This window comes from uncultured Succiniclasticum sp., assembly GCF_902793885.1.
Lineage (GTDB): Bacteria > Bacillota > Negativicutes > Acidaminococcales > Acidaminococcaceae > Succiniclasticum.
This window is the reverse complement of sequence record NZ_CADBFF010000001.1, coordinates 139,263-161,181: the sequence shown is the minus strand read 5'-3', so window position 1 is coordinate 161,181 and position 21,919 is coordinate 139,263. Positions and strand designations below refer to the sequence as shown.

The 21,919-nt window shown below is 46.2% G+C and carries 35 protein-coding genes, 1 tRNA gene and 1 pseudogene; 3 read left to right on the top strand and 34 right to left on the bottom strand.

The features are described 5' to 3' along the window. Positions 1 to 4: 4 nt before the first annotated feature. From QZV31_RS00815 to QZV31_RS00700, 24 genes are all read right to left on the bottom strand, one after another. Positions 5 to 430, bottom strand: a complete 426-nt coding sequence (locus QZV31_RS00815; RefSeq protein ID WP_295356798.1) for a hypothetical protein — start codon at positions 428 to 430, stop codon at positions 5 to 7. After that, positions 427 to 1,059 carry an FAD-dependent thymidylate synthase gene (gene thyX / locus QZV31_RS00810; RefSeq protein WP_295356796.1) on the bottom strand — a complete coding sequence of 211 codons (633 nt, stop codon included), beginning with the start codon at positions 1,057 to 1,059 and terminating at the stop codon, positions 427 to 429. The genes QZV31_RS00815 and thyX overlap by 4 nt, the downstream gene beginning before the upstream one ends. Then, positions 1,046 to 1,666, bottom strand: coding sequence for a hypothetical protein (locus tag QZV31_RS00805; RefSeq protein WP_295356792.1), 621 nt, complete (start codon positions 1,664 to 1,666; stop codon positions 1,046 to 1,048). The genes thyX and QZV31_RS00805 overlap by 14 nt, the downstream gene beginning before the upstream one ends. Next, on the bottom strand, positions 1,663 to 2,001 hold the full coding sequence (locus tag QZV31_RS00800; protein ID WP_295356789.1) for a hypothetical protein: 339 nt from the start codon (positions 1,999 to 2,001) through the stop codon (positions 1,663 to 1,665). Before QZV31_RS00800 ends, QZV31_RS00805 begins: the two co-directional genes overlap by 4 nt. Then, a complete protein-coding gene (locus tag QZV31_RS00795) occupies positions 1,985 to 2,305 on the bottom strand; it encodes a hypothetical protein (protein WP_295356786.1) in 321 nt (106 codons plus the stop codon). Before QZV31_RS00795 ends, QZV31_RS00800 begins: the two co-directional genes overlap by 17 nt. Continuing rightward, positions 2,293 to 2,574 carry a hypothetical protein gene (locus tag QZV31_RS00790; protein ID WP_295356783.1) on the bottom strand — a complete coding sequence of 94 codons (282 nt, stop codon included), beginning with the start codon at positions 2,572 to 2,574 and terminating at the stop codon, positions 2,293 to 2,295. The genes QZV31_RS00795 and QZV31_RS00790 overlap by 13 nt, the downstream gene beginning before the upstream one ends. Then, the gene (locus QZV31_RS00785; protein WP_295356780.1) at positions 2,564 to 2,821 is read right to left on the bottom strand and encodes a hypothetical protein; all 258 of its coding nucleotides are present in this window, start codon (positions 2,819 to 2,821) and stop codon (positions 2,564 to 2,566) included. The genes QZV31_RS00790 and QZV31_RS00785 overlap by 11 nt, the downstream gene beginning before the upstream one ends. Continuing rightward, the gene (locus QZV31_RS00780) at positions 2,818 to 3,447 is read right to left on the bottom strand and encodes a hypothetical protein (RefSeq protein ID WP_295356777.1); all 630 of its coding nucleotides are present in this window, start codon (positions 3,445 to 3,447) and stop codon (positions 2,818 to 2,820) included. Before QZV31_RS00780 ends, QZV31_RS00785 begins: the two co-directional genes overlap by 4 nt. A gap of 8 nt (positions 3,448 to 3,455) precedes the next feature. Continuing rightward, entirely contained in the window at positions 3,456 to 4,229 is a 774-nt protein-coding gene (locus QZV31_RS00775; protein WP_295356774.1) for a hypothetical protein, read from the bottom strand. Positions 4,230 to 4,301: 72 nt separating this feature from the next. Continuing rightward, positions 4,302 to 5,219: a recombinase RecT gene (locus QZV31_RS00770; RefSeq protein ID WP_295356771.1), complete on the bottom strand. Its 918-nt coding sequence runs from the start codon at positions 5,217 to 5,219 to the stop codon at positions 4,302 to 4,304. A 2-nt stretch (positions 5,220 to 5,221) separates the two neighbouring features. Then, positions 5,222 to 5,707, bottom strand: coding sequence for a DUF2829 domain-containing protein (locus QZV31_RS00765; RefSeq protein WP_295356768.1), 486 nt, complete (start codon positions 5,705 to 5,707; stop codon positions 5,222 to 5,224). A 5-nt stretch (positions 5,708 to 5,712) separates the two neighbouring features. Further along, positions 5,713 to 6,009: a hypothetical protein gene (locus QZV31_RS00760; protein ID WP_295356765.1), complete on the bottom strand. Its 297-nt coding sequence runs from the start codon at positions 6,007 to 6,009 to the stop codon at positions 5,713 to 5,715. Continuing rightward, the gene (locus tag QZV31_RS00755; protein WP_366508668.1) at positions 6,006 to 6,281 is read right to left on the bottom strand and encodes a DUF6275 family protein; all 276 of its coding nucleotides are present in this window, start codon (positions 6,279 to 6,281) and stop codon (positions 6,006 to 6,008) included. Before QZV31_RS00755 ends, QZV31_RS00760 begins: the two co-directional genes overlap by 4 nt. Next, positions 6,281 to 7,267 (bottom strand): lambda-exonuclease family protein, encoded by a 987-nt coding sequence (locus QZV31_RS00750; RefSeq protein WP_295356759.1) that lies wholly within the window; start codon positions 7,265 to 7,267, stop codon positions 6,281 to 6,283. Before QZV31_RS00750 ends, QZV31_RS00755 begins: the two co-directional genes overlap by 1 nt. A gap of 120 nt (positions 7,268 to 7,387) precedes the next feature. Next, positions 7,388 to 7,771 carry a DUF4406 domain-containing protein gene (locus QZV31_RS00745; protein WP_295356757.1) on the bottom strand — a complete coding sequence of 128 codons (384 nt, stop codon included), beginning with the start codon at positions 7,769 to 7,771 and terminating at the stop codon, positions 7,388 to 7,390. Further along, positions 7,722 to 8,045, bottom strand: coding sequence for a helix-turn-helix transcriptional regulator (locus QZV31_RS00740; protein ID WP_295356754.1), 324 nt, complete (start codon positions 8,043 to 8,045; stop codon positions 7,722 to 7,724). Before QZV31_RS00740 ends, QZV31_RS00745 begins: the two co-directional genes overlap by 50 nt. A 199-nt stretch (positions 8,046 to 8,244) precedes the next feature. Next, a complete protein-coding gene (locus QZV31_RS00735) occupies positions 8,245 to 8,478 on the bottom strand; it encodes a hypothetical protein (protein WP_295356751.1) in 234 nt (77 codons plus the stop codon). Beyond that, a complete protein-coding gene (locus tag QZV31_RS00730) occupies positions 8,462 to 8,860 on the bottom strand; it encodes a hypothetical protein (RefSeq protein WP_295356749.1) in 399 nt (132 codons plus the stop codon). Before QZV31_RS00730 ends, QZV31_RS00735 begins: the two co-directional genes overlap by 17 nt. Beyond that, a complete protein-coding gene (locus tag QZV31_RS00725; protein ID WP_295356747.1) occupies positions 8,857 to 9,009 on the bottom strand; it encodes a hypothetical protein in 153 nt (50 codons plus the stop codon). Before QZV31_RS00725 ends, QZV31_RS00730 begins: the two co-directional genes overlap by 4 nt. Before the next feature lie 350 nt (positions 9,010 to 9,359). Continuing rightward, positions 9,360 to 9,680: a hypothetical protein gene (locus QZV31_RS00720; RefSeq protein WP_295356744.1), complete on the bottom strand. Its 321-nt coding sequence runs from the start codon at positions 9,678 to 9,680 to the stop codon at positions 9,360 to 9,362. Next, on the bottom strand, positions 9,677 to 10,135 hold the full coding sequence (locus tag QZV31_RS00715) for a hypothetical protein (RefSeq protein WP_295356734.1): 459 nt from the start codon (positions 10,133 to 10,135) through the stop codon (positions 9,677 to 9,679). The genes QZV31_RS00720 and QZV31_RS00715 overlap by 4 nt, the downstream gene beginning before the upstream one ends. 1 nt (position 10,136) lies before the next feature. Continuing rightward, positions 10,137 to 10,907, bottom strand: a complete 771-nt coding sequence (locus tag QZV31_RS00710; RefSeq protein ID WP_295356732.1) for a hypothetical protein — start codon at positions 10,905 to 10,907, stop codon at positions 10,137 to 10,139. Positions 10,908 to 11,081: 174 nt separating this feature from the next. Further along, positions 11,082 to 11,285 carry a helix-turn-helix transcriptional regulator gene (locus QZV31_RS00705; protein ID WP_295356730.1) on the bottom strand — a complete coding sequence of 68 codons (204 nt, stop codon included), beginning with the start codon at positions 11,283 to 11,285 and terminating at the stop codon, positions 11,082 to 11,084. 58 nt (positions 11,286 to 11,343) lie between these two features. Next, positions 11,344 to 11,538: a helix-turn-helix transcriptional regulator gene (locus QZV31_RS00700; protein WP_295356727.1), complete on the bottom strand. Its 195-nt coding sequence runs from the start codon at positions 11,536 to 11,538 to the stop codon at positions 11,344 to 11,346. A 154-nt stretch (positions 11,539 to 11,692) separates the two neighbouring features. On the opposite strand from QZV31_RS00700, the gene QZV31_RS00695 reads away from it, so the two are divergent. The 3 genes and pseudogenes from QZV31_RS00695 to QZV31_RS12945 all read left to right on the top strand — a co-directional run. Beyond that, positions 11,693 to 12,085, top strand: a complete 393-nt coding sequence (locus QZV31_RS00695) for a helix-turn-helix transcriptional regulator (protein ID WP_295356725.1) — start codon at positions 11,693 to 11,695, stop codon at positions 12,083 to 12,085. A gap of 22 nt (positions 12,086 to 12,107) precedes the next feature. Next, positions 12,108 to 12,794 carry a hypothetical protein gene (locus tag QZV31_RS00690; protein ID WP_295356722.1) on the top strand — a complete coding sequence of 229 codons (687 nt, stop codon included), beginning with the start codon at positions 12,108 to 12,110 and terminating at the stop codon, positions 12,792 to 12,794. 18 nt (positions 12,795 to 12,812) lie between these two features. After that, positions 12,813 to 13,766, top strand: a pseudogene (locus QZV31_RS12945) (recombinase family protein); the annotation flags it as partial. A gap of 441 nt (positions 13,767 to 14,207) precedes the next feature. On the opposite strand, the gene QZV31_RS00685 reads toward QZV31_RS12945, so the two are convergent. The 10 genes from QZV31_RS00685 to QZV31_RS00640 all read right to left on the bottom strand — a co-directional run bounded on the left by QZV31_RS00685 (position 14,208) and on the right by QZV31_RS00640 (position 21,819). Next, positions 14,208 to 14,295 (bottom strand) — tRNA-Ser (locus tag QZV31_RS00685). Between the two features lie 280 nt (positions 14,296 to 14,575). After that, positions 14,576 to 15,208 (bottom strand): cyclodeaminase/cyclohydrolase family protein, encoded by a 633-nt coding sequence (locus QZV31_RS00680; RefSeq protein WP_295356719.1) that lies wholly within the window; start codon positions 15,206 to 15,208, stop codon positions 14,576 to 14,578. A 35-nt stretch (positions 15,209 to 15,243) separates the two neighbouring features. Then, positions 15,244 to 15,738, bottom strand: coding sequence for a pre-16S rRNA-processing nuclease YqgF (locus QZV31_RS00675; protein WP_295356716.1), 495 nt, complete (start codon positions 15,736 to 15,738; stop codon positions 15,244 to 15,246). A gap of 57 nt (positions 15,739 to 15,795) precedes the next feature. Continuing rightward, complete coding sequence (locus tag QZV31_RS00670) at positions 15,796 to 16,983, bottom strand: DUF3084 domain-containing protein (RefSeq protein ID WP_295356711.1); 1,188 nt, start codon at positions 16,981 to 16,983, stop codon at positions 15,796 to 15,798. A 122-nt stretch (positions 16,984 to 17,105) separates the two neighbouring features. Further along, complete coding sequence (gene lptG / locus QZV31_RS00665; protein WP_295356709.1) at positions 17,106 to 18,197, bottom strand: LPS export ABC transporter permease LptG; 1,092 nt, start codon at positions 18,195 to 18,197, stop codon at positions 17,106 to 17,108. 10 nt (positions 18,198 to 18,207) lie between these two features. Then, entirely contained in the window at positions 18,208 to 18,927 is a 720-nt protein-coding gene (lptB, locus tag QZV31_RS00660) for an LPS export ABC transporter ATP-binding protein (protein ID WP_295356706.1), read from the bottom strand. After that, on the bottom strand, positions 18,924 to 19,805 hold the full coding sequence (locus QZV31_RS00655; RefSeq protein WP_295356703.1) for an LptA/OstA family protein: 882 nt from the start codon (positions 19,803 to 19,805) through the stop codon (positions 18,924 to 18,926). The genes lptB and QZV31_RS00655 overlap by 4 nt, the downstream gene beginning before the upstream one ends. Then, a complete protein-coding gene (gene lptC / locus QZV31_RS00650) occupies positions 19,792 to 20,358 on the bottom strand; it encodes an LPS export ABC transporter periplasmic protein LptC (RefSeq protein ID WP_295356700.1) in 567 nt (188 codons plus the stop codon). Before lptC ends, QZV31_RS00655 begins: the two co-directional genes overlap by 14 nt. After that, positions 20,348 to 21,250: a lysophospholipid acyltransferase family protein gene (locus QZV31_RS00645; RefSeq protein ID WP_093729077.1), complete on the bottom strand. Its 903-nt coding sequence runs from the start codon at positions 21,248 to 21,250 to the stop codon at positions 20,348 to 20,350. Before QZV31_RS00645 ends, lptC begins: the two co-directional genes overlap by 11 nt. Next, entirely contained in the window at positions 21,250 to 21,819 is a 570-nt protein-coding gene (locus tag QZV31_RS00640; RefSeq protein WP_295356696.1) for an HAD-IIIA family hydrolase, read from the bottom strand. Before QZV31_RS00640 ends, QZV31_RS00645 begins: the two co-directional genes overlap by 1 nt. Between the last annotated feature and the right edge of the window lie 100 nt (positions 21,820 to 21,919).

Below are 21,919 nucleotides of genomic sequence, written 5' to 3'. Positions count from 1 at the left end.
GGAGTCATGGCATCCACTTCTTTCCGGTCAATTTTTCGGCCACGTTATATTTTTCACGTTCGGCTTCTTTCTCTGTGCAAAAACAGTTTTCACAGTATTTGTTCAAATAATCTATTGTGTAACCGTGCCACGTTAAATGTCCAATACACGGTTCTATATCATCCGCAAATTTAACAAACCAATAGGTGTCCCCTTCTTTTGGGCTAAAAGGTAATTTTATAATTTCCACGCAGTCACAAACCATTGCGTCTATTATGTGTGACATTCCCCAATTTAATAAAACATCACGATTATTTTCGGCAGTTACAAGGCGGTCTTTTTCAAATTTGTAAAGATTATCGTATTGAAAAACTCCGCTTTTATCTTTTACTCTAAAAACTTCCCCTATTTTTACGCCCAGCTTTTCGGCGATAAGCGGTATTAGGTTCATAATTTTTCCTCCACTTTGATATCGTCAAACACTACCGGAATAATCTCCTGAAACTTTTTCAGGATAGGAATTGCGACTTCCCGCATCTGCGGATGTGCGGCAGGACTGCAGCGCACTTTAAAGAAGTGTCGCCACTCTCTGATATTCATGGTAACGACGATCTCGGTTTTCAGGCTGTTCGGTAAAATGGCCCTGGCTTCTTGCGGGGAAGCGCCCAACTTTATTAACCGCATGTAGGTTTCCTCTGTCAGCTTCATGTGGCACAACCATGCTTCCATCTTTTCCGGTTCGTCGTTCCAGTAGAACGGGCGGATAAATGTCAGTTCGTTGCCGAACTTATCGTTGGCGTAGTTACAGTACCGGGTGCTTTCCTGCGAATAACTGGCAATACGGTGCCGAACAATCTCGTGGGTAACTCCCCGGTCGCAGATGATACGGACGGTAATCTTCTCATGTTCGATTACTGACTCGTGCCCGCTTTTGATGATGCCGGCGACAAACTTCCGGGCAGAATCAGCAGTTATTTTATCCTCGCTTTTGTAGCAGGTACGCCCTGCACGTTCAATGTTCTTCAGGATTTCTTCGCCGTTTACCGGCATAACTTCAAAACTCGGCTCAATGATTCTCATTTTTTCCCTCCTGTTCCAACTCATCAAATACCCAAAAATGTTCTTTCCCTGTCAGGCAGTTATAAGGCTTATTCACGTCGTTTTCTTCGTCATATTCACCTAATGTTTCCCAATTATCAGCATTTACGCTTGTTTGATTCCACCCTACGGCGATAATGTCAGGCTCACTTAACATTTTTTCTAAAATGTCAGCCTGTTCCGGTAGGCTGGTTTCCCCGCCAAATTTCCGAAATGCTTCAATGACATCAGGGATGTTTTCGCGCTTGACCAATGCCTTGTCAAGTGTCGTATATAAACAGATTCTTTCGTGCAAGGGGATTTCTTTGTTGTGTTGTAGTGCCCAAATGTCTTGCATTGGATCTCTTTTGGACTTAAAATGCGGAGTACAACGTGTTGGGCGAAAACCTATGTGCCGTATCATATCCTCGTCTGTCATCCCCGGCCTGTACCAACGTGTTGCGTCTACCCATTCAGGGATGTACATAGGCAAATGCCTTTCTTCCAACAGTTGCCAAATTGCCATTCCACCGCGCCACGCGTTTCTTGTTTCGCTATAAAGATAGGCGTACCCATCTTTTCCAAAAGCATAAATCTCTGTTGTACTCATTCTTCGCTCTTTCCCCCGTACTTCGCCCGGATAATCGGGCAGTTAAATTCCCACAGGTCGCAACCATCATCGCTGATGCCCTTTTCGCATTTCATGCAGTGTTCGTCCCGTATAAACTCTTGCACGTCGTCCCATATGAATTCTTGTTCTACCTCGGCGCAGTAGTGATCTAACATTCCCCGGCACGGAACACAAAGGATTCTCACGAAAAAGTCTCCGTTCCATTTCCCGGATTCACGGCTATACCGTTCGCCTTTTTGGATAACCTTGCCGCAGCACTCGCATTTGTATTCTTTGTGTGCTGTATGATAGGTTCCGTTATAAAACTCCATCATGTGGATGTGCTCCTCTCTCGCTTCTTTCTTTTAACCACTCCGCAATTATCTTATACACATCTTTCGTTAAAACGGCACCATCTTCATCACGAGGAATTGCGGCAATTCTTTTATGCAGATAATTTGCGTTAAGAGCAATGTTTAAAATTTCCTCTACTAACTCCTCGCTGGAACAATGCTGAATGTATTCTTCCCTGGTTTGGATTTCACCAGTTCCATTGCACCAACCGCACTCCGTATAATCACCGAAAATGGTTTTTCGTTTTGTGGTTCCATGACATACCGGACATTTCATTTTTCCCATTCACACTCCTCATTAAGCCAGCGTTCCATTTCTTCGTAATCGTCTGCCGGTGGATATTCGTTGTATTTATAGTGTCCAACATTACAACGTACATCTATCAGAAAATCAGCTAAACTGGCAGGCGATTCCGTTATTACTTCAAAGCGTGTTTTCTTTGCGTTTGCAGCTTTTTCTGCCATTTCCATAAGTTTTTTATGAAATGCTACCGCACTCTCGCCTTTTGCAATGACTGTGACATCTTCTTCCTGCCCGACGGCCTTACTTTCCATTTTCTTTCGTCACCCCGCCTAATATGTGTATGTTGTAAGCGTGTTCGATGCGTTCAAGAATTTCTTCCCTGTTTTCCTTGACTTTAATGAAAATGCCGCTGTCCAAAAGGATATCCGTTCTTTCGGGATGGGGAATAATAGCAGCGATTTTTGATACCGTAACACTGAACGGTATGTTTTGAGGGAAAAATGTCAGTTCCAAAAACGTATCAAAGTTTTTGTTGTTAAAAATCAGGTCTGTTCTCATTCTCTTACCTCTTCTTTCTTCCGTTTTGGCTCGATAGCCGCGTTTAAATCCATGGCACGAGTAATTTGTTGTATCGGCTCCTGTAATCGCTCTGAAATGGAATCAGGGCCTTGCAACAGGTTTCCATTTTTTCCTTTTGCGGTATCAAGCACAAAATCGTTAATTGCTTTTTCCTGGCTCCGGGCACAGGCGTCCTCGTAATAGCGGCGTAACTGTGCGTATGCCGTTCCCTGCCCTTCCACCGTGACTTCAAACAATTCACGCCACCCAAAAACCTTTACGGCGTATGCGATTTCCGGTGTACTCCATTTCGGAGGTTGTTCCGTAGGGTATCCGTTTTCAACACCCTTTTTGATTTCTTCCTTCGCTTCGGCCCATGTTTTCGTTCGTGTTCCGTTCGCTTCGCCCATGAGGTTGCGTCCGGCTTCTACAATTTCTGCGATACTGGGCAGAAACTTGTTTGTCAGTACCAGCTTATTCAGCACGGCTTTTAAAACGTCTATCGGTATGTTCTGCAGTTTCAGTTCATACGCTTCAATACGTCTCGTTTCTTTTTCCTGTCCGTACAGCAGGAAGAAATACTCCAAGGCATTGTAGTGCCTTGACTTCGTTTTCTTTTCCGCCATTACTCCTCCTAAAACGCTTCCGAGAATGGCAGGGCTTCTTCATCCTTGATTTCTGTACCGTCCCTTGCAAGGTAGTTGCCTTCCAAAACCTTCTGAAAGTTGTTCGGACGGACGAACCAGTCAAACGTGATCTGCCACCCGCTTTTATTGTTGCCAAGTAGGAATGGCGAGTTTTCGATATTGTGTATCGCCCGCATTACCTGTTCTTCGCCAAATTCTTTGATACGCGCCGTCAACGCTGCCTTTCTCTTCCCCCTGATGCTTAGTATGTTAGGCAAAGGAAGCCTGTTCCATACACTGATTATTATGCTGTCACTATAAAGCCTTACTGGCTGAGGTTCGCAGACGCCGGGGATTTCTTCTTGTACTTCTTCTTTTAATTCATCTCCATTATCATTATCATTGTCATTATCATTATCATTATCATGTACATTTGTATTCATATTGTCTTTTTGAATACAAATGTTACTTTTGTATTCATTTGTATCATTTGTATTCATATTGTCGTTTTGTTCGTATCTCGTATTTACTGCTCTGCGCCTTTTTTCCCCGACGCTATAATACGCCTGCGTGTTCTCATCCATGTATGGCTTGATTACGCCTTCCCATGTCAGCCAAATGGAATCATCAGAAAATTCCGGTTCCGTGCCGTCAATGTCATAGCGCAAAATAGCTATTGCCAACTCCGCAACAGCTTGTGTTTTTCCTTTTTTCGCCAGCGCGTCAAATATCGGCAGGAATTTATGGCTGACCAGGGTATCTTGTTTTTCTCTCTTAGCCATAGCAGCTTACTCCCGTTCCCTACCCCGGCAACATCCTGATGTGCTGCCGGGGTTTTCTTCCGATTCCAAAATTTATTTATCAGCAGGAACTCCTGCGAACATATCTGCGGGCATTGCGTCCATTTCCGGCATTGCCATCTCTGTCGGTGCAGTGTGCTCGGGAATCTGATTTACGTCTGCTGCTTCGGTGTCGATCGTCGGTGTTTCTTCGTCTCTCGGTGTTTCGTCAGGAACCAACGTCATATCGTCAGCGATATTGTTCTTAATCGTCGAATCGGAAGCAACCTGACGTTGGAATTCAGATTTCAACGGAGCATATTTCAGAGCAGCTTTAAGGACGGTTTTCTTTGCCATAGCATCAAAATCCGTCTGCCACGGTCCGTTGTTGAACGCTTTGGACTTGTCCTGCGCAAACTGAATAATGTCCTCTTTGCTGGCTACTTCAAAGCCGTACCCGCCACTGACTGTATGGTAGATGGCGTAGTAGAAAATAACCTTTCCACGGTCCTTGCGTGCCGGAACATGGCGGCAACTGGGATTCAGCCCATACTCATATTCGAACAGGTCATTTTCCCGGACTTCGTGCGCTTCAATGCTTTTAATCTCTCCTGAGCGCCATGCAAGGCTCATCAGGCCCTTGTATCCCAATTGGAACTGGCACTCGTAAACGCCGCCTTTTTTGTTGTTTTTATAGGGGATCAGATACGCTTCCCCTAACGGCGTATTGGGTTCAAGGCCCAGCTGCGCAGCGTTCAGGACAGCGCCCAAGAACGAGAGCGGCGTACACAAGCACAACTGCGGGTTAGCAGACAAAGCGGTCATGCACATGCGGGCGAAGCGTTCCGGCGTGAGCACGGACGGTAACGCTCTTGAAATTTGCTCTTTGTATTTATCCAACAAAATCTGCATCTGCAGTTTACCGGATTTCACTTCTTCATTCCTTTTCTGCGCAACGGTCATTTTCGTTACGCCTGTTTTTGTACTTGCCATATTTATTTACCTCCGTAAACTCCCCAGTCTTCCGCAAGCATATCTGCCTGTGATGCTAACCAGCCTACCTGCGTGCCGGACGTTCCTACAAACGCAATGGCAGCATTGCCCATGTCCTTATGGTCAGAATTAACAACCTTACCGTCCTGATCTACATAAGACAGGCAATTCACAACAACGATATACTGATTCTTTCCATTCCAGCCCTTCCGGGACAGCCTGAATCCTTTTTTAAGAAGCCGGATAGCATTGTCAAAGCCAAACTCGCCCAGCGATTTCGTGGCCTCCGGGTCCTCGTTCACGTTGAAAATGAAATTGGTATCTGCTTTGTGATACGCCTTTTCAAATACGTCTTTCGGGGACCATGAAGTATAACCGTCCGGGTACTCAACCATATAACCAGGTTCGCCCGTTTTGTGTTCGCCGTAATCGTGCGGTGCCGGAGCTTTTTCTGCTTTAATGATTTTTGCTCCTACATACAATTCCATAATTATCACTCCTTACTTGCCCCGGTGTACTTGTCCATAACAAAATCCATTTCCGGCAGGTTTACCTTTTCAATTTCGGCTCGGAGTTCCAAGTCGTACAAATACTGACCCATCAAAGATTTCTGATGTTTCAGCAATTCCAAAGAGCAGTTCGGCGTGAAGTCCAGTGTACCGGCTTCATACTTCACAACCATGTTATGCAGCTTAATGTAGCGGATTTTCGTCTGCATGTATTCCGCAACAAACCGCTCCTTGTAATCAGGGCTGTTCATCAGCGATACTGTTTGCTGTAATGTAATCATAAATTGCTCCCTTCTGTAATCTTGTAGTTTTCCCATTTTTTGTAAACGTCAACATAAGTTTCGCCCTTATCGCCATTGTGGGTGATTTCGTAGTACATGCCGTCAGAAACGGTGGTGCTAACCAGGGCTTTCCAGTTTTGCAAAGTTTTGCTGAACCACACAACGTAAACGTCGTCCATGGTGATCTGCTTTTTGTCGGTCACGTCAACGTGCGCATTAAAGTAGTCCATAACGATTTTCTTTGCTTTGTCCATAAACTCATTGCTGGTAATCATTTTTCCTTCTCCTTTTTATTTTTGATTTCAAAGCGTCGGCTCGGTGCTCCGACTTTCTTGTACTGCTCGTACACATCAGGCATTTCCTTCTGCAGTTTCTTTCCGTCAATGGTCGTCCTGCCTTTTACGTTCTTCCATGTGATCTTGTGCTGTGTATCTCCGTCTCCTACAATGCAGACTTCATTATCGCCCATCAGCACTTTGAGCCTGTTTTCGCACTCGGTCTTCAGCAGTTTGGAATCTTCGATTATGGCATCGTACCGTTCGTAATCGGCGAAAATCTTTTCCAGTTCGTCCGTGGACGGTAACTGCAATACGCTGTCAGCTTTGGCCTGCGGGTACATCTCTGCCAGTGCTTCGCTTGTGCTTTTCATACCGTCAACGTCCGGCATAGTGCGTTCCTCAACAGACTTCCAAAACTCCTGTTCTGCTTCAAACAGCATGGCAATAAAATCTTCGTTCCGGGGAACTTCTTTAATGATGCCCTCGTTGCCGCCGATTAAAACGGCAATGTACCACATGGGGAATCCTGTAACCAACATGTAATGCTGGCACTGGGCGTAATAAGCGTCAGGCACTTCGTCACCCTTCCATAATTCGTACTGGCTTACTCCAGCTGTCTTGATTTCAAGGCCAGCCTGTTCGCCGTCAACAAGGCGGTCAACATTGGCCAGCAGCCAGGGAAATTCCCCGTGTTGCATGGTGCCACAGCGGCGGACGTGCTTGCCCGTCTTCTCACAGAAATAATCTGCAATATTCCCTTCGTTTTTCACTCCCCAATAGACGCGCTCATTGTTGGAGAGGTCTTCCGGTTTGGCCTGTCCGGTTTTTTCCAACCATAAGGACAGCAGGCTTTTATAAGGATTCAGCCCCAAAATTACACCTGCGTCGCTTCCGCCTATGCCCTGATTACGGACTTGCAGCCATTTCTCGTGATCCTTTTCCGCTTCTGCCACGGTAAGGATTAAGTTGGGTTTAGTCATGTGTCTTTACTCCTTTCGTGATTTATGTTAAAATGTGAGTGACATAGCCAAGAGTTTGTTGGGTTCGGCTTTTGGCATGTTCCTTTCGTGAGCGGTTCTGCGTGCCAGCGCAGGGCCGTTTTATTTTTTCGGGAACATTACTTCCCTGCCATTCAGAAAATAATCCAGTGTGATGTTGTCCATTGCCACAAGGAAGGGTAAATCTATTACTGGAATTTCCTTGCTTCGCGCTATCAGGACTTCTATTTGGCAGCCTCTGCTTTGCATCCATTCCCCGGTCACTACCATAGCGTCACACCTGGAAAGTAACGTGATGCAGTGGCTCATGCCGTTAAAATATTCCTCTTCCGTGGTGTTCTCGTCGTATGCTTCGCGTATCGCATGTATGGGCGATACAAAGCAGTGCTCCGGGAACCTCTTCTGTAACATCCTTGTAACCACGTCGGCTGCAACCTCATTTTCTTTTTTGCCGCCGTAAGGATGTGCAACATATATCAATTTCACAGTCACGCAACTCCTCTAAATCTTTAATGGCTTCTTGAATCTGAACCTTAACGTCCAGCACCGACGGCCAGTCCCCTATCAGTCCGTTGTAATCGGTTTCCAGTGCGTCTGCCAGTCTTTTGAGATACTCCAGGCGTGGTGTGCGTATTCCCTTTTCGTATGAGTTGTAGACTTCACGTGTGATACCGGCCTTTTTAGCGACCTGATCTTGTGTAAGTCCCGCCTTTTTCCTTAACATGACCAGGCGCTCGCCGAACGTCATTTTCTTTGTCATATTGTCAACTTTCCTAAAGTACAAACGACCTGCATGGTTCCTGCCTTTGCATATTTGCAGCGGAAACAGTTTGTTTTCGGCGGCGGGGAACCTTTTTTATAGCGGGAAGTGTGTTTGCACGGATAGTAAACGCAGTCTTCGCAGTGCCGGTCGATGGCACAGCTTGCGTTTTGGTTTGCCGGACAGAGTTCCATGATAATCACCCTTCCACAAAAACGATACTGATAATGCCTAAGATGTACGGAATAGCAAAAAATACCAAGGCCAGCAGGAATCCGGCCAAATAATCATTATGATCTACCTGGTATTCCATCCACGCTCCGAACCGGTCCAGCCTTTCCCATATCCAGCCGGTTTTTTCTTTCATAAAATCAAAGAATACCCAGCAGCAGGCGAAGATGTAAGCGTAGATGTTCTCAATCCTTTTTAGCATCTTTGTCCTCCGCTTTCTTTACTGAGTCCGTAACTCTATTGAACATCATTTCGAAAAGTTCTTTAACACACTGCGCAATTTCTTCTTCGTCGGGTTTGTAGTCATCAAATTTTTTACCCTTATAGATAACATCAATTCTGATGTCCGGGCCGAACTCGCCTTGAATTGAATCGAAGCCAGCCGATAACTCCAAAGCCGTAGCAAATGCCGGTTTGTCGTCTTTAAAAAGTTCCATCAAAAGCATGAATACAGATTGTTTTAATAAGCCTTTTGGGCCATTGACCAAAGCGTGCATATTGCCCCCGTCGGGAGTGCAAATGATAACCGGTGTTTTATCATCCTGTAATTGCACCTTTACTTTTCCGATTTCGATTTCTTTCATTTTCTCTCTTCCTCTCTCCAATTTGGGTGTTCCTTTTCATACTTTTCCTTGCCGCCGTTCTCGAACCACTCCTTGTAAATCAGGTCGGCGAACCGCATCGCCATCATCCTGTACTGCGCTTCCGACGGAACCGGCCTTTTTGGTTTCATTCTCTTCTTCCCTCCTTTCACCACTTATTTTTGAATATGTATTTTGCTGCGGCATATACCAAAGAGTACATTGTAACCATTAAAATTACACATGCCGCCGTTGACATGATTAAAACGTCCTTAAACATGATTACTACCCCGGTATTTTTCTTTGCAACAGGCTTTCAGCAGCCCCCGCCGCCTTGCCAACCCGGCAGCTATGTGTAAGGAGGGGAATCGCCTTATGCCAAACGAATTCACTTTTATGTCACATGCTTCTTATCCGCCTAAATAATGTGCACGGAAACGGCGGAGGGAACCGGAAGCGACAGGGGCTTGTGAAAACCTGTTGCAACACTTCTTGTAAAGCATTACACTTTAATGCCGCCGCGCTTCATTGTCCGAAGCATTTTCGCTTCCATGCGGGCTTCCAGTTCTTCGTCAGAAACTTGTAGAACGATTTGCATCTGTTTACACATAACGCAAACATCAGCGAGTTCTTCGATGAATTTTTCTTGCCGTTCCATTCCGCGAAGCACCTTGCACGCTTCTTTAACCAGTTCGGCGCACTCTTCTATCAGAATTACGCACTGCGGACCATATCCCCATTTTGCAACGGCAAGTTCGCACATCTTTTGGATTCTCTCATTTACACGCACTTCTCTCACTCCTTCCCTTCTGTTGTCAGTCATTTGTTCATCCCGCTTTCTGCATCTTCACCGGCATCTTCATACTCCAATGGTCTTTCTACCGTTGCAAGTTCCGTTTTTAGCGTTTGGGCTGTCAGAGCATCCATGTTCACGTAAACAAACAATTCTCTACCACCGGGAGAATCACAGCCGCCGCGCTCACTTAACAAAATGTGTGTGACTTCAGTGTTCAGTATCTGTTGCGGAATGCTTGTCTTGTCAACATCCCATCCGTCTTCCCAAACTTTTGGTTCTTTTCGTTTTAGGCGATTATGTAAATTTATTTTCCGGTCAATAATGCTTAGTTCGCCTTTCTTCCTACTGTGCCATTGGTGGTAAGTTTCTTTTATACCTTCGCCAAAAATCCACTCATGCTGTAGCCGGTAGTTATCGTATGCCCATACTTCTAATTTCGTAACATCATGCAGAATTTCAAGCAAATCTCCAAGTATTACCATCTCACACCACCTTTGCTTCCGTCCCTTCTGTTGTCTGTGAACCATCTACGTGAATCACTACAATTTCCGATTTACCATCTGACATATGCAGCGTTACCGGAACGTCTTCTTTCTTATGCCTGGCCTTGCTGGCCGCCATACCCATGAGCGTCATCACGTTTTCCGACTTTAAGTGCCTGTTGCAAATTACTACTTCGGCACAAATCGCCTTCCTGATCTGCCCGCCTTCTTCTGACAGTTCCACAGGCTCGCCCTGTACTGGGAAGTGCTTATCCTTTTCCTTCTCCATTTCCGGGAATTGCTGCTGGTATTCAAACAGTTCTTCCGTATAGAGCGGTATGGTTTGTGCGGTTCTTATGAAAGCGCTTGTAATGCCTTTCGCTGATTTAATGAATTTTTTATCGGAGATTTCTTTGTAATGGAATCTGATAATCAATTCGCTAAACCGTCCCGGCAGCGCTTCCCGGGTAAACTTTTCCTGCTCTATTGTCTTCGGAAGCTGTACAAGCATTTTCTTCAGGAAAAAATAACGCTTTCTCCAATTCCATTCCCGGAGATATTCAAGTACGCGTTCCCCTGGGACGGAAGTAAGGACGGCATATATTCCTCTCTTCCCCTGAAAGAAAGGTACAATATCATCTCTGATTTCAGGGTATTTCTCTAAGTCCAGCCTGTAATTTACTTTCTTTGCGAAAAGTTTGTATTCTGTCACGGCCTGTTCAATTATGGCGTTAGCAAGCTTCTCGTAAGGGTCTATGCTTCGTTTTGCCATAACCAGTTACCCTCCAAACACATAGCATCCGATACGGTAGACTAAGTAAATCGCCAGGGCGACAAGTCCGTATTTCATCACCAGTGCTACAAGAGTAGTACCGATAACGATAAGAGTAGCTACCAACCACGTAAGTAGTTTGATTAAAAACTCCATGTTACACCCAACTTTCTCTTACCAACCCAAAATGAAGGCTACACTCACGTGAAACAATATTGATAATTTATTGATTTTCTCATATGGAATATTTTTGATTTTACCGCTTTCGTAGCGCTGGACAGTAGCCCTTGTAACGCCTATCGCGTTACCAACGTACTCAAGCGTGTAACCGGAACTTTTTCTTAACGCATGAAGCCGACAACAAACATCTTTAGGCATGTAAACGCTCCTTTCTTTCGTGCAGCCTTGCTTTTAAAATAGAATTTAATTCTATTTTTTAGCCAAAAAAAATACAATCGACGGGCATTTTGTACGCTTCGCTAATCTTTTTTTGAAAAATAGGATTAACCAAACCGGAGTTCTTTTCCCATTTAATTAGCGTATCCTTGCCTATGCCGATTGCTTTACATGCCTGTTCAATTGTCATTTGCGCATTGACGCGGGCGGCTTTTAGTGAAATTTGCACAGTCATGTTCCTGCTCCTTTCTTTTGAATTTTATAACCACTGTTATTGTAATAGAATTTGATTCTATTGTCAAGAATAAATTTCTATTTTAACAGAAATTTTGTTGCCTTGTTCAGAAATTTATTCTATAATTGTCTTGCAAGATTGGAGGACTGCTAAAATGACTACAAAAGATTATGATGACATGAAAACACTGTTCAGTAAAAGACTTACTGATATTATGGAAAAGCGCGGAAACGAAAATCAAAAGGAACTATCACAGGTGTTGGGCGTAAGTGAGTCAACAGTAGGAAAATGGTTATTAAAAAAAGCTATGCCGCGTATGGGTGTTATTCAAAAAATTGCAGACCATTATGGTGTAGGAAAAAGCTATTTTTTAGAGCAAAACCCTGTTGCCTATGAATATATCCTTTCAAATGAAGAAAGAATGTTGATTTCCGATTTCCGCAGGCTCAACGAACAAGGGCAGGAAGCGGCGATAGGGACTGTTCATGCTTATACATTAATGGCAATTTACGCAAAAAAAGACATGTCCGGGGCTGGATCTATATGATGTGCTGAAAGGAGTGTACAATATGACTTATGATGAACTGTCAACTTTATTAGCAAGGTTGGCCTTTACTACTTCTGACCCGGGTAGCAAATCTCTTTATAATGTTGCACCATCTATTGGTGTACAACGTGATACTGTTTTAAAAGAGTTTATTTATTTTAAAGCGTTTCTTGCTTATTACATTTGTGCAAATTCAGCGACAAGTAATAATATACGCGAAGCGGAGCAAGTAACAAAATCCATGCTTTTAAAATTAGGTAATGCTTTTGACAAAGACCCTTTTGGATATGGATGTAATTACGATGAATTAATGAACCGTTTTAGCACTTATTATAGAAATGTAAACATTAAAATAGAATCTTCTTTGACTAACGAGTTTGCAAAACGAGTTCTTTCTTATAATTTCCAAAACAACCCTGGCAAAAAAGTTTTATTGGCAACGGTTATTAAAGAAACAGAAGAATGGATGTTAAGCGAATTACAAAGACCGCAAACTTCCAATATTTCAAGCGGAAGTAACAACGGCAGCGTCTCATGGACAAAAATCATACTGCTTATTGTCGTCTGTATCGCCATCTATCACAGTTGTTTTTCAAAACCGACAGTTCAACAAAAAAAGCCTTACAAAAAAACTTACAATAGATATTCTTTTGTAATCGAAGCCCCATCTCAAACTCGTATATTGAAATGCCTAAATATGCCAAAATAATTGATTAAAGGAGCCAATATGAACGCAGTAATCTATGCCCGATATTCGTCCGTGGGGCAGCGTGACGTTTCCATTGAGGACCAGGTACGGGAGATACAGCACTACGCCTTAACGCACAAGCTGACAATAATCAACGTCTATGCGGACCGTGCAAAAACAGGCCGTAACGACAAGCGTCCACAATTCCGTAAGATGATACAGGACGCAGAAAAAGGCATGTTCAAAACCGTGCTGGTGTATAAGCACGACCGCTTTGCACGGAACCAGTACGACGCTATTGTATATAAGCACCGGTTGAAAGAAGCCGGCGTAAAAGTTATCGCTGTCATGGAACCGCTACCGGAAGGAAATGGCGCTAAAATATTAGAAAGTATTTACCTGGCCATGGCCGAAGAATATAGCGAAAACCTAAGCCAAAACGTAAAGCGCGGCCTGCGTGGTAACGCCCTGAAGTGTATCGCAAACAGTATGCCGTCCTTCGGGTACAGGGTAAATAAGGAAACAAAGAAATATGAGATAGAACCGGAAGAAGCGCCTATCGTCCGGACAATCTTTGAAATGACGCTGGCAGGAAAAACACTGAAAGAAGTACGACAGTATTTAGAAAGTCTCGGCAAACGGCACTCCAATTATTTTGCGTACCGCATACTGCGAAATGAGCGATATATTGGCACATACATCTGTGGCGACGTAAGGATAGAGGGCGGTATGCCGCAAATCGTCAGCAAGGAGGTTTTTGAAAAAGTGAGAAAGATCATGGAAAAACGAAAACATAACCCACAATTACGGCCTTACCAGTACGCTTTTTCCGGCAAAATATTTTGTGGCTATTGCGGAAGCCTTATGAGCGGGGAATATGCCGTCAGTCACACCGGGAAAAAGTATTCCTATTACGTCTGTATCGCCCACAAAAAACGGAAAAACGACTGCGAAGGTTGCCGGGTAGATGCAGAGATGTTGGAAGTGCTGGCCACCGAAGCATTGCGGAATACTATCTTTGTTCCCGATATTATCGAACGTCTTTCCAGTGATGTATATAACTGTCTTATGTCTTCACTGGATATAAAGACCGCTTCCCTGCGTGCGGAACTTTCCGACACAGAATCCAGGATACGGAACATTCAAAAAAACATAGAGAAAGTACCGGACGTACCGGAAATATTAATAGAACGTCTACGTGAACTTGATAAAATAAAAAAAGACCTGTCCGCCAAAATTGAAAGCGAACAGGTCAAAGTTGCTATCCCCATTGATTACATCAAGAGATTTATTTTAAGTTGTAAGGATAAAGGACCGGAAATTCTGCTGGAAACTTTTGTAACAAAAATCACCGTCTTCAGCGACCATGCGGTTTTGGAGTATGACGCCAGCGGTGATAATGAGATAAGTTTCGAGTTCGAACCATATAAGGAGTGGCGGAGAGGGTGGGATTCGAACCCACGGAGGCTTGCACCTCGCTGGTTTTCAAGACCAGAGCCTTAAACCACTCGACCACCTCTCCGAAAGTACAATATGGATTATAATAAAAAAATTAGTTTCTGTCAACCGCCGGCCCGGGAACGACTGAATAAGCGGAGCGCTATGAAGGCGTTACAAGGCCGGACCGGGGATGACTGAATAAGCGGAGCGTGCACCCCGCAGGGGCGCGAGGCTATTGGAAAAGTAATAACCTTTCTTACAGCCAGGCTTTCCTGACAAAACCGCACGCGACAACATCAGTGCAGGCGCCTCGCGTTAGCGGAGCGCTATGAAGGCGTCACCGGTCTGACTATTAAAGTACATCATAGTCTTTCGTCTACTTCTTTCAGCACCTTTGCCTGCAGCGCCTCACCTTCAGAAAGGTGACCCGCAAGCATTCGTTCCGCTTCGTCACGCACAGCCGCATCCTTCACCCCGCCCAGGTTGATGCGCACATTATAAGCCGCCACCTGCTGACAGGCCCGGGCCAGCAATGCCGAAGCCGAACCGTCCGTCACCATCATCTGGTTCCCTTCTGTCACGGTAATATAAGCCAGCTTCATGATCCGGACACAGGCGCCCGTCACTTTCAGGGATCCCACAACCGCCGTCTTGCTGGCTTCCTCAATGGCCTTTGCCCGCTGCGCCGCTTCTTCTTCCGTATTCTTAGGCAATTTATAAGCCTGCAACACCAGGGAATACATATCCGCGTCTTCCTGGGCCATGGCCAGCATTTCTTCCTGCAACAATTTTGTAGCAGTCATAATTTGCTGCATCTTGTCTTCCACGGCAGCGTATTTTTTCTTGCCCGCCGTCATGTGGGCCGACATCCCGGCCAGCGCTGCCGCCATAGACCCACAGATGGCCGCGGCACTGCCGCCTCCCGGCATGGGTTTGGTTGAGTTAAGGTCCTGTACAAAGGCTTCTATCTGTTGTTTCGCAAACTCCGTTGCCATTCGTTCTCTCCTTCTGCCATTACTGTCCGAACCGGTTACACCCGTTTTCCGGTAATGGTCAGTTCCTTTCCTGTGCCTGTCTCTTCCTGTTGCAGGAAACGCCGTACCTGCACCACGGCAGCATACCCGTCCAGTGGCTCCGGCGGCGTCTGCAGTCCCAGCGGGATCAGTCTGCGCCAGCCCTGGGGCGGAAACAGTTCCCAGTACAGTGCCCTGGCTTCTTCCGTAGAGTATTTTTCATCAACCACATGGAGAGGAAATCCCGGCAGGACTTTTTGCAGCCAGCCTATATGTTCTTCGCTGCCGGTTCCGTCACCGATTACAATGGCTTTCAGTTTTTTGCGGAGGCCCCAGGGATTGGATACCTGCAGTTGATCATATAAAAACTTCAGAACACTGTCAGAAAAGGCGCGGGTTCGTACAATCTGCACAGCAAAAACCGTTCCGGTCTTGTCAACCAGTGCCACCCCGGTCTTATCCCGGCCCGGGTCGATCCCCAGGTAATACCCTTCTGCTGTTTCATGTTGCATCGCTTGTATCTGTTTCAATTCGTCTAACCTTACAGATGACACCGGAATACAGGCGCCTCATTGACGTTCCAGCTTCAGACGAAGCTGTACCGGTCCCGCTGTGGTGATTTCCCCGTCTGCATAAGCGGTAAGCAGGAGCTTCCCGCCCATACGCTGCATTTTGTTGACGGTCTCCACCATGGTAACCGCACTCATATTCCCCACTTTTCCGGTCAGGGGATCGGGCAGTACCCCGGCTTTTACCGAGCGTTCATTGACTTCTTTAAGGAATTCGACAAAGAGCTGATCCGGATTCTTGTCTTTCTCATCCATATTAAACTGTTTCTGATGTATCTTTTCACCGTTTTTAAAGATGAGACGATTGGGAATCGCTTCAATCGCACAGAGGACGGGCTGACCTATCACGGTGTTGGCCAGGGAACGCATGCGCACCAGCACGTTGCCTTTCGCTTTATTCAGGATCTGCAGAAGGCGAACAGACTCTTCTTCCGGTACCCATACGAGATTCGCTTTGGACCCGGGATCCAGGTTAATACGATTCATAGCGGCAGTGTTGGCACTGTCCAGAAGCCATTTCACCTGTTTCAGGTTTTCTTCTTCCGAACGGCCAGCCTGAAGGACTCCGGTAAAGACGACCTCCCCGCTGCCGTACATCATCTGTCCGCCTCGCATCACGGCCAGGCCGCGCTCCAGTGCTTCCGTTTCCTGCTTCAGGTTTTTAATGTCTTCATTCAGCTTGTTACGCGCTTCCGTCAGCGAATGCACCTCATGTTGGGCATTGACCAGGGCGCCCTGGGTAGCCTGATACTGCCCGCGGACTTCCGCCAGATGACTGTTGGCATTCTTCAGGCTTTCTTCCGCAGCAGACTTGGCATGATTGGCTTCCTGAATCTTTTTATCCAAATCGGCAATGGCTTCATTCTTTTCTTTTAACGCGTTCATTGCCTTATCATACTCTTTTTCTGCCGTGGTTTTCTCTGTCGTAAGCCGGGACAGTTCTTTCTGCAGTTTTTCCATGCCGAACAACGCCGTGCGGGCGCTTTCCGAAGAAATGGCCAGGATGCCCACAGAGAGCAGGGAAATCAGCACGCCGGAAAGGACCGTCAGCAGCACCGAAGTGTCGTGGGGCCGAAGGCCAAACACACTGAGTTTCTTTTTCCCGATTTTACTGCCCAGCTTATCGGCAATAAAGGCGATGATACCGCCCATTACTGCCAGCAAAAACATTAAACGAATACCAAACATGGATAATTACCTTCTTTAACTATTTTTAACAAACTCTCTTTATGCAAATTGTCTCCACATAAAGAAGGAAAATGGGTTTTTATAACACCAGTACCGTGCAATTGAGGTTCCGGAGCCCCTTATCAATAGTCTGCCCTTTTCAGCATAAAGATGCCAGCAACAAAGCATATGATATTAGGCAGCATAGCCGCCAGCAACGGAGGAATGACCCCACCTTTTCCCAGACCGGTGGTGAAGGCCATAATTCCGTAATACACAAATATGACGATTACACTGATGCCCATACCGATAGAAGAACCGCTGCGTTGCCGCTGGGTTCCCAAAGGCGCTCCCAGCAGCGCGAACACCAAGCTGGCAAGAGGGATGGCAAAACGCATAAAAATTTCCGTCCATAAATCAGAGGTGGGAAGTTTCTGCCGTTCCAGAACCTTGACATAGCCCCGTAGTTCCCCCAGCGTCATCTCGTTTATACTCTTCTGTTCCCAACTGATTTCCCTAGGTGTTATATTCAGCGGGATCACCTGTTTACGGAAAGCAGCCTTACTGGTAACACCGTCTTTCTCATCCACGGTAAAAACGTTTCCATCCTCCAGTATCCAGGAATCATCTTTCCAAGTGGCTTTTTTCGCGGTCTGCACACGTGTCAGCTTTTCTTTCTGGAATTCTTCAATGGTAACTTTACTCATGACTCCTGTGCTTTCGTCAAAGGTCCGGGCGTAAGTGATGCGCTGAGTATCTCCGCTGAGAGTCTTGACGACCACATGATCCTGCGTTTTGGGTTTTACATTACCACGGATTTCCACAGCCAGGATCTGTTTGGCTATATGTTTGGAAGGCGGTACCACTTTCTCTGCCCAGATGACAGAGAAAATACTGACCACAAAGCCGACAGCAATGACAGGCGCTACGATCCGGTAATAACTGACGCCGCCGGATTTCATAGCCACAATCTCGCTGTTGCTGGAAAGCTTACCAAAAGCCATCAGCGTCGCCAGCAACACTGCCATGGGAAATGTATAATTGACAATTTCCGGAAGACTGTAAAAAAACAGCCGGGCCACCACCGGAATCGGAGCCCCATACGTGGTGATGTACTGTACGATTTTAAACAGCAGGCTGCTGGCAATAAAAATACTGGAAAAAGATGCTACACCAAAGATAAAAGGATACAGCAATTCTTTCAGCACATATTTGTCCAATAATCGTAAATGCATTGCTATCCCCCTACATCTTAAAGTTCTCGCCCAGGTAATATTTCCTTGCTATCGGATCGTTGGCAATGCTTTCGCTGTCGCCATGAAGCAGCACTTCGCCGCTTGCCAGGATATAGGCCTTGTCCACAATACTGAGCGTTTCCCGTACATTATGGTCGGTAATTAATATCCCGATGCCCCGCTTGGCTAGATGGGCAATCATTTTCTGAATATCTGCCACTGCGATAGGATCAATTCCGGCAAAGGGTTCGTCCAACAGTATAAAAGCCGGATCTGTAGCCAGGGAACGGGCAATCTCCACACGCCTCCGCTCACCGCCGGAGAGCGCGGTTCCCACACTTTTCCTTACATGACCAATGTCGAACTCTTCCAAAAGGTCCTCCATTTTTTCCAGTTGTTTTTCATGGGGCAACGAGGTTGTTTCCAGAATCGACAGGAGATTCTCTTCCACTGTCATTTTTCGAAAAATAGATGCTTCCTGCGGAAGGTATCCAATGCCCAACCGGGCACGCTGATACATGGAAAGCTGACTGATATCTTTCCCATCCAGAGTCACGGTACCGGCGTCCGGCTTTGCAATTCCTACCACCATATAAAAGGTTGTTGTCTTGCCGGCCCCATTGGGACCCAACAATCCTACGATGGTCCCCTGCTCTACCTGCAGGCTTACATCGTTCACCACTTTTCGTTGTCCGTAAATCTTTACCAGATTCTTTGTTTCAATAATCAAACTGTTTTATCCTCCGTAGCAAAATCATTTTTCTTTACACGATCCAACACATTGGATTCCGGATTAAAATTGGTCTGACCATTTGCCATCAGAACCGCTCCCTCTCCAAAAGCAGGATTGTTGATATTCTCGTTCTCTTCTTTCGGATAACATACAAGCGTTACATTACCCTGCGCATGAGTTTTGCTGTCCGGCCCTGAAACATTGGTAATACGGAGCTTATCCCCTGTTACGGTGTTTCCGTCCTGTGTCGCTTTGGCATTGCCTATCAGCTCTATATACCCTGTCTCATGGGAATTATAAACAGCTCTGTCCCCGGAACCGGTCATTTTCTGTGGCTTGTTTTCCATGGTAACACCGCCGGTCGCATTCGCCACACCGGATTTCATGTCATATACAATCTTGCCGGCAGAAAGCCAGCTTCCGTCAACCGAAGACAGGTGCGCAAACCCTCCCATCGTCTCCGCAAATTGCTTATCATCATGGTAATCCACGCGATGTGCTTTCAGCGTTTTGTCCCCCTTTACCAGAATCGCGTTGCCCACAGCGGAAATAAACTTATCCGTGTAAAAAATCAACTCTTTGCTCTTCAGGTGATTGTCTTCTTTATCTGCCACCACACCGCCGTACAGACGCCCTGTCCGATTCTTGCTGTTAAAGGTGGAGCCGCCTTGCCCAACCGCTACACCACCATCATATTTAATCGTGGTTTTACCGGTGGTCGTACCGTCTCCGCTTTTCATATCATATTCTATTTCTGCAGCATCTACACTGTACTTTGCATCTTTGGCAGGCGCTGCAAAAGCTGCAATACTGTACAGCATAACTACCGTCATACATCCGATCACAATTGTCAGTAACGCTTTATTTTTCTTCATATTTACCGCCTCTTTCCACATGCGCCTTGTCTTTCAGTTTAAAATGCTCCAATTTACTGGAAGTGATGATTTTTTCGGCTGTTGCCATCATGTCCTCTTTAATGACTTTGACTGCGCCGGTAGCTGTTAAAATATCTTTTTTTTGTATCCATTCAACTTTTTTTGCTTTTAAAAATCCACCCTGTTTTAACCGTGCAATTACACCATTGGTTAAGGTAAATTCATTACTTTTGATTTTAATATCGGCGCCATTGGCTGTTACATACATTTCATCCCCATTACTGAGATAAATGGTACCTTTCAGTTGTTTTGCCCTGATCAGGTTATCATTCAGCTGTATCGCCTCGCCAACATTCATTTCCCAGAGACGTTTCCCGTCTGCATCCCGGTGAAGCACTGTATTATGCACAGTCGCTTTCGTTGTATCTGTTTCCACTTTTTTTGTTTTGTCTGTGGGTTCCGGAACCGTACTGCCCCAAAACAGCCAGGCAAATACAAGGAACAAGGCAATGAGCCCGGCTGCAGCCATCAGTATTGTGTTTTTATTTTTCACTGCTATCCTGCTCCTTTTCCTTCACTTCTTCATACGGTGTATTCCAGCGGTGCTGGAACCACAGCCAGTTATCCGGATACGCTTTGATGATCCGTTCTACCGATTGTGTCATCTTCAGGGTCAGATTATAGTCATCCGCTTTCCTGTCGCCGGTGTCTTCGTAGTAAAACGGCTCTTCTACGATTACCTGATGCCCGTATCCATCCGGTTTACGCACGATATAAATCGGAATGCAGGGTGCCTTGAACTTACGGGCAAAGTAGGCCGGGCCGGACGGCGTGGCAGCCATCTTCCCCAGAAACGGAACAAATACGCCCTCATACCCGCCATCCTGATCGGCGATGAGGCCTAACATGCGGCCTTTTTTCATGGCCCGGGCACAGCCTAAAATTTCACTGCTGCCCCGTGCGAAGATTTCCTGCCCTACCCCTCTTCGCAATTCGTTCATAAAATCGGAATACACTCTGTTGGGCTGCGGTTTTTCCACGGCGCTGAGGGGAAATCCGTTCAGCGCCAGCGCAGCTCCCAGCCATTCCCAGTTGTCTATATGGCAGGCCAGCATGACGACACCTTTTTTCTGTTTCAGGGCCTCCCATAAAATTTCCGGATGGTCAAAGGTGACCAGCCCCCGGATGTTATCTTTGTTCAGTGCAGGCATGTACAACATTTCCATGACGGAGATGCCCAGATTGACAAATAACCGCCTGATTGTCTCTTTGGCTTGCAGCCTGCTGTATCCCAGCCGCTCCCGAATCGTTTCTTCCGCGCGGATGCGCTGCTTTTTCGCAATATGCCAATACAGGTGACCCAGGCCTTTTCCTATCTTCACCAACACCTTGTATGGCGTATGGGAAGCCAGCCAGCTCAGTGTCTTCAGAACTGCATATAACATTATTGTCGGTCCTCTTTTCCTTCTTCTGTATATTCTTCCACAATGTCATCCCAGATGCCCCGGGCTTTCAGGATCAGTTCCAGCAGATCCCGCACGGCGCCCCGTCCGCCCTTATGAGGCGTGATGTATTCCACTCTCTGCTTCACGTCCTCTGTCGCGTCTGCCGGCGCCGCAGACAGACCTGCAATCTGTAAGGCCGGCAGGTCGTTCAGGTCGTCGCCCATAAAGGCGATTTCATCTAATGAAACATTATATTTTTCCGCCAACGCCTGCAGCGCTTTCTTTTTTGCTGAAATCCCGGTCATTACGTCTTCCGCAATGCCCAGTTCTTCCGCCCTCCGCTGCACGATGGCTCCTTTGCGCCCGGTGATCACAGCGACGCGTAGACCGTGCCGCCTGGCAGCGGTAATTCCCAGCCCGTCTTTGGCGTTGAACCGTTTGAACAGCTCGCCCTCCCCGCCGATATTGATGCTCCCATCCGTAAGGGTACCGTCCATATCCAGGGCCACGAGTTTTATCTTTTTCGCTTTTTGCTGCAATGCTTCCGGTGAAAGATTCTCTGATGCCATGTCGTATTACTCCGAAATGTATTATGCTGCGGCGGCTGTCACCGCCTGCACAAGCGACGCACTCCCGAAGGGCGCGAGGAACTGTTCGTTAAAAGCCCTT

What these genes read in the sequence shown, in the direction of transcription:
- QZV31_RS00815 (WP_295356798.1), bottom strand. Translation starts at nt 430, where the DNA reads ATGAACCTAATACCGCTTATCGCCGAAAAGCTGGGCGTAAAAATAGGG.
- thyX (WP_295356796.1), bottom strand. Translation starts at nt 1,059, where the DNA reads ATGAGAATCATTGAGCCGAGTTTTGAAGTTATGCCGGTAAACGGCGAA.
- QZV31_RS00805 (WP_295356792.1), bottom strand. Translation starts at nt 1,666, where the DNA reads ATGAGTACAACAGAGATTTATGCTTTTGGAAAAGATGGGTACGCCTAT.
- QZV31_RS00800 (WP_295356789.1), bottom strand. Translation starts at nt 2,001, where the DNA reads ATGATGGAGTTTTATAACGGAACCTATCATACAGCACACAAAGAATAC.
- QZV31_RS00795 (WP_295356786.1), bottom strand. Translation starts at nt 2,305, where the DNA reads ATGGGAAAAATGAAATGTCCGGTATGTCATGGAACCACAAAACGAAAA.
- QZV31_RS00790 (WP_295356783.1), bottom strand. Translation starts at nt 2,574, where the DNA reads ATGGAAAGTAAGGCCGTCGGGCAGGAAGAAGATGTCACAGTCATTGCA.
- QZV31_RS00785 (WP_295356780.1), bottom strand. Translation starts at nt 2,821, where the DNA reads ATGAGAACAGACCTGATTTTTAACAACAAAAACTTTGATACGTTTTTG.
- QZV31_RS00780 (WP_295356777.1), bottom strand. Translation starts at nt 3,447, where the DNA reads ATGGCGGAAAAGAAAACGAAGTCAAGGCACTACAATGCCTTGGAGTAT.
- QZV31_RS00775 (WP_295356774.1), bottom strand. Translation starts at nt 4,229, where the DNA reads ATGGCTAAGAGAGAAAAACAAGATACCCTGGTCAGCCATAAATTCCTG.
- QZV31_RS00770 (WP_295356771.1), bottom strand. Translation starts at nt 5,219, where the DNA reads ATGGCAAGTACAAAAACAGGCGTAACGAAAATGACCGTTGCGCAGAAA.
- QZV31_RS00765 (WP_295356768.1), bottom strand. Translation starts at nt 5,707, where the DNA reads ATGGAATTGTATGTAGGAGCAAAAATCATTAAAGCAGAAAAAGCTCCG.
- QZV31_RS00760 (WP_295356765.1), bottom strand. Translation starts at nt 6,009, where the DNA reads ATGATTACATTACAGCAAACAGTATCGCTGATGAACAGCCCTGATTAC.
- QZV31_RS00750 (WP_295356759.1), bottom strand. Translation starts at nt 7,267, where the DNA reads ATGACTAAACCCAACTTAATCCTTACCGTGGCAGAAGCGGAAAAGGAT.
- QZV31_RS00740 (WP_295356754.1), bottom strand. Translation starts at nt 8,045, where the DNA reads ATGACAAAGAAAATGACGTTCGGCGAGCGCCTGGTCATGTTAAGGAAA.
- QZV31_RS00735 (WP_295356751.1), bottom strand. Translation starts at nt 8,478, where the DNA reads ATGCTAAAAAGGATTGAGAACATCTACGCTTACATCTTCGCCTGCTGC.
- QZV31_RS00730 (WP_295356749.1), bottom strand. Translation starts at nt 8,860, where the DNA reads ATGAAAGAAATCGAAATCGGAAAAGTAAAGGTGCAATTACAGGATGAT.
- QZV31_RS00725 (WP_295356747.1), bottom strand. Translation starts at nt 9,009, where the DNA reads ATGAAACCAAAAAGGCCGGTTCCGTCGGAAGCGCAGTACAGGATGATG.
- QZV31_RS00720 (WP_295356744.1), bottom strand. Translation starts at nt 9,680, where the DNA reads ATGACTGACAACAGAAGGGAAGGAGTGAGAGAAGTGCGTGTAAATGAG.
- QZV31_RS00715 (WP_295356734.1), bottom strand. Translation starts at nt 10,135, where the DNA reads ATGGTAATACTTGGAGATTTGCTTGAAATTCTGCATGATGTTACGAAA.
- QZV31_RS00710 (WP_295356732.1), bottom strand. Translation starts at nt 10,907, where the DNA reads ATGGCAAAACGAAGCATAGACCCTTACGAGAAGCTTGCTAACGCCATA.
- QZV31_RS00705 (WP_295356730.1), bottom strand. Translation starts at nt 11,285, where the DNA reads ATGCCTAAAGATGTTTGTTGTCGGCTTCATGCGTTAAGAAAAAGTTCC.
- QZV31_RS00700 (WP_295356727.1), bottom strand. Translation starts at nt 11,538, where the DNA reads ATGACTGTGCAAATTTCACTAAAAGCCGCCCGCGTCAATGCGCAAATG.
- QZV31_RS00695 (WP_295356725.1), top strand. Translation starts at nt 11,693, where the DNA reads ATGACTACAAAAGATTATGATGACATGAAAACACTGTTCAGTAAAAGA.
- QZV31_RS00690 (WP_295356722.1), top strand. Translation starts at nt 12,108, where the DNA reads ATGACTTATGATGAACTGTCAACTTTATTAGCAAGGTTGGCCTTTACT.
- QZV31_RS00680 (WP_295356719.1), bottom strand. Translation starts at nt 15,208, where the DNA reads ATGGCAACGGAGTTTGCGAAACAACAGATAGAAGCCTTTGTACAGGAC.
- QZV31_RS00675 (WP_295356716.1), bottom strand. Translation starts at nt 15,738, where the DNA reads ATGCAACATGAAACAGCAGAAGGGTATTACCTGGGGATCGACCCGGGC.
- QZV31_RS00670 (WP_295356711.1), bottom strand. Translation starts at nt 16,983, where the DNA reads ATGTTTGGTATTCGTTTAATGTTTTTGCTGGCAGTAATGGGCGGTATC.
- lptG (WP_295356709.1), bottom strand. Translation starts at nt 18,197, where the DNA reads ATGCATTTACGATTATTGGACAAATATGTGCTGAAAGAATTGCTGTAT.
- QZV31_RS00655 (WP_295356703.1), bottom strand. Translation starts at nt 19,805, where the DNA reads ATGAAGAAAAATAAAGCGTTACTGACAATTGTGATCGGATGTATGACG.
- QZV31_RS00645 (WP_093729077.1), bottom strand. Translation starts at nt 21,250, where the DNA reads ATGTTATATGCAGTTCTGAAGACACTGAGCTGGCTGGCTTCCCATACG.
- QZV31_RS00640 (WP_295356696.1), bottom strand. Translation starts at nt 21,819, where the DNA reads ATGGCATCAGAGAATCTTTCACCGGAAGCATTGCAGCAAAAAGCGAAA.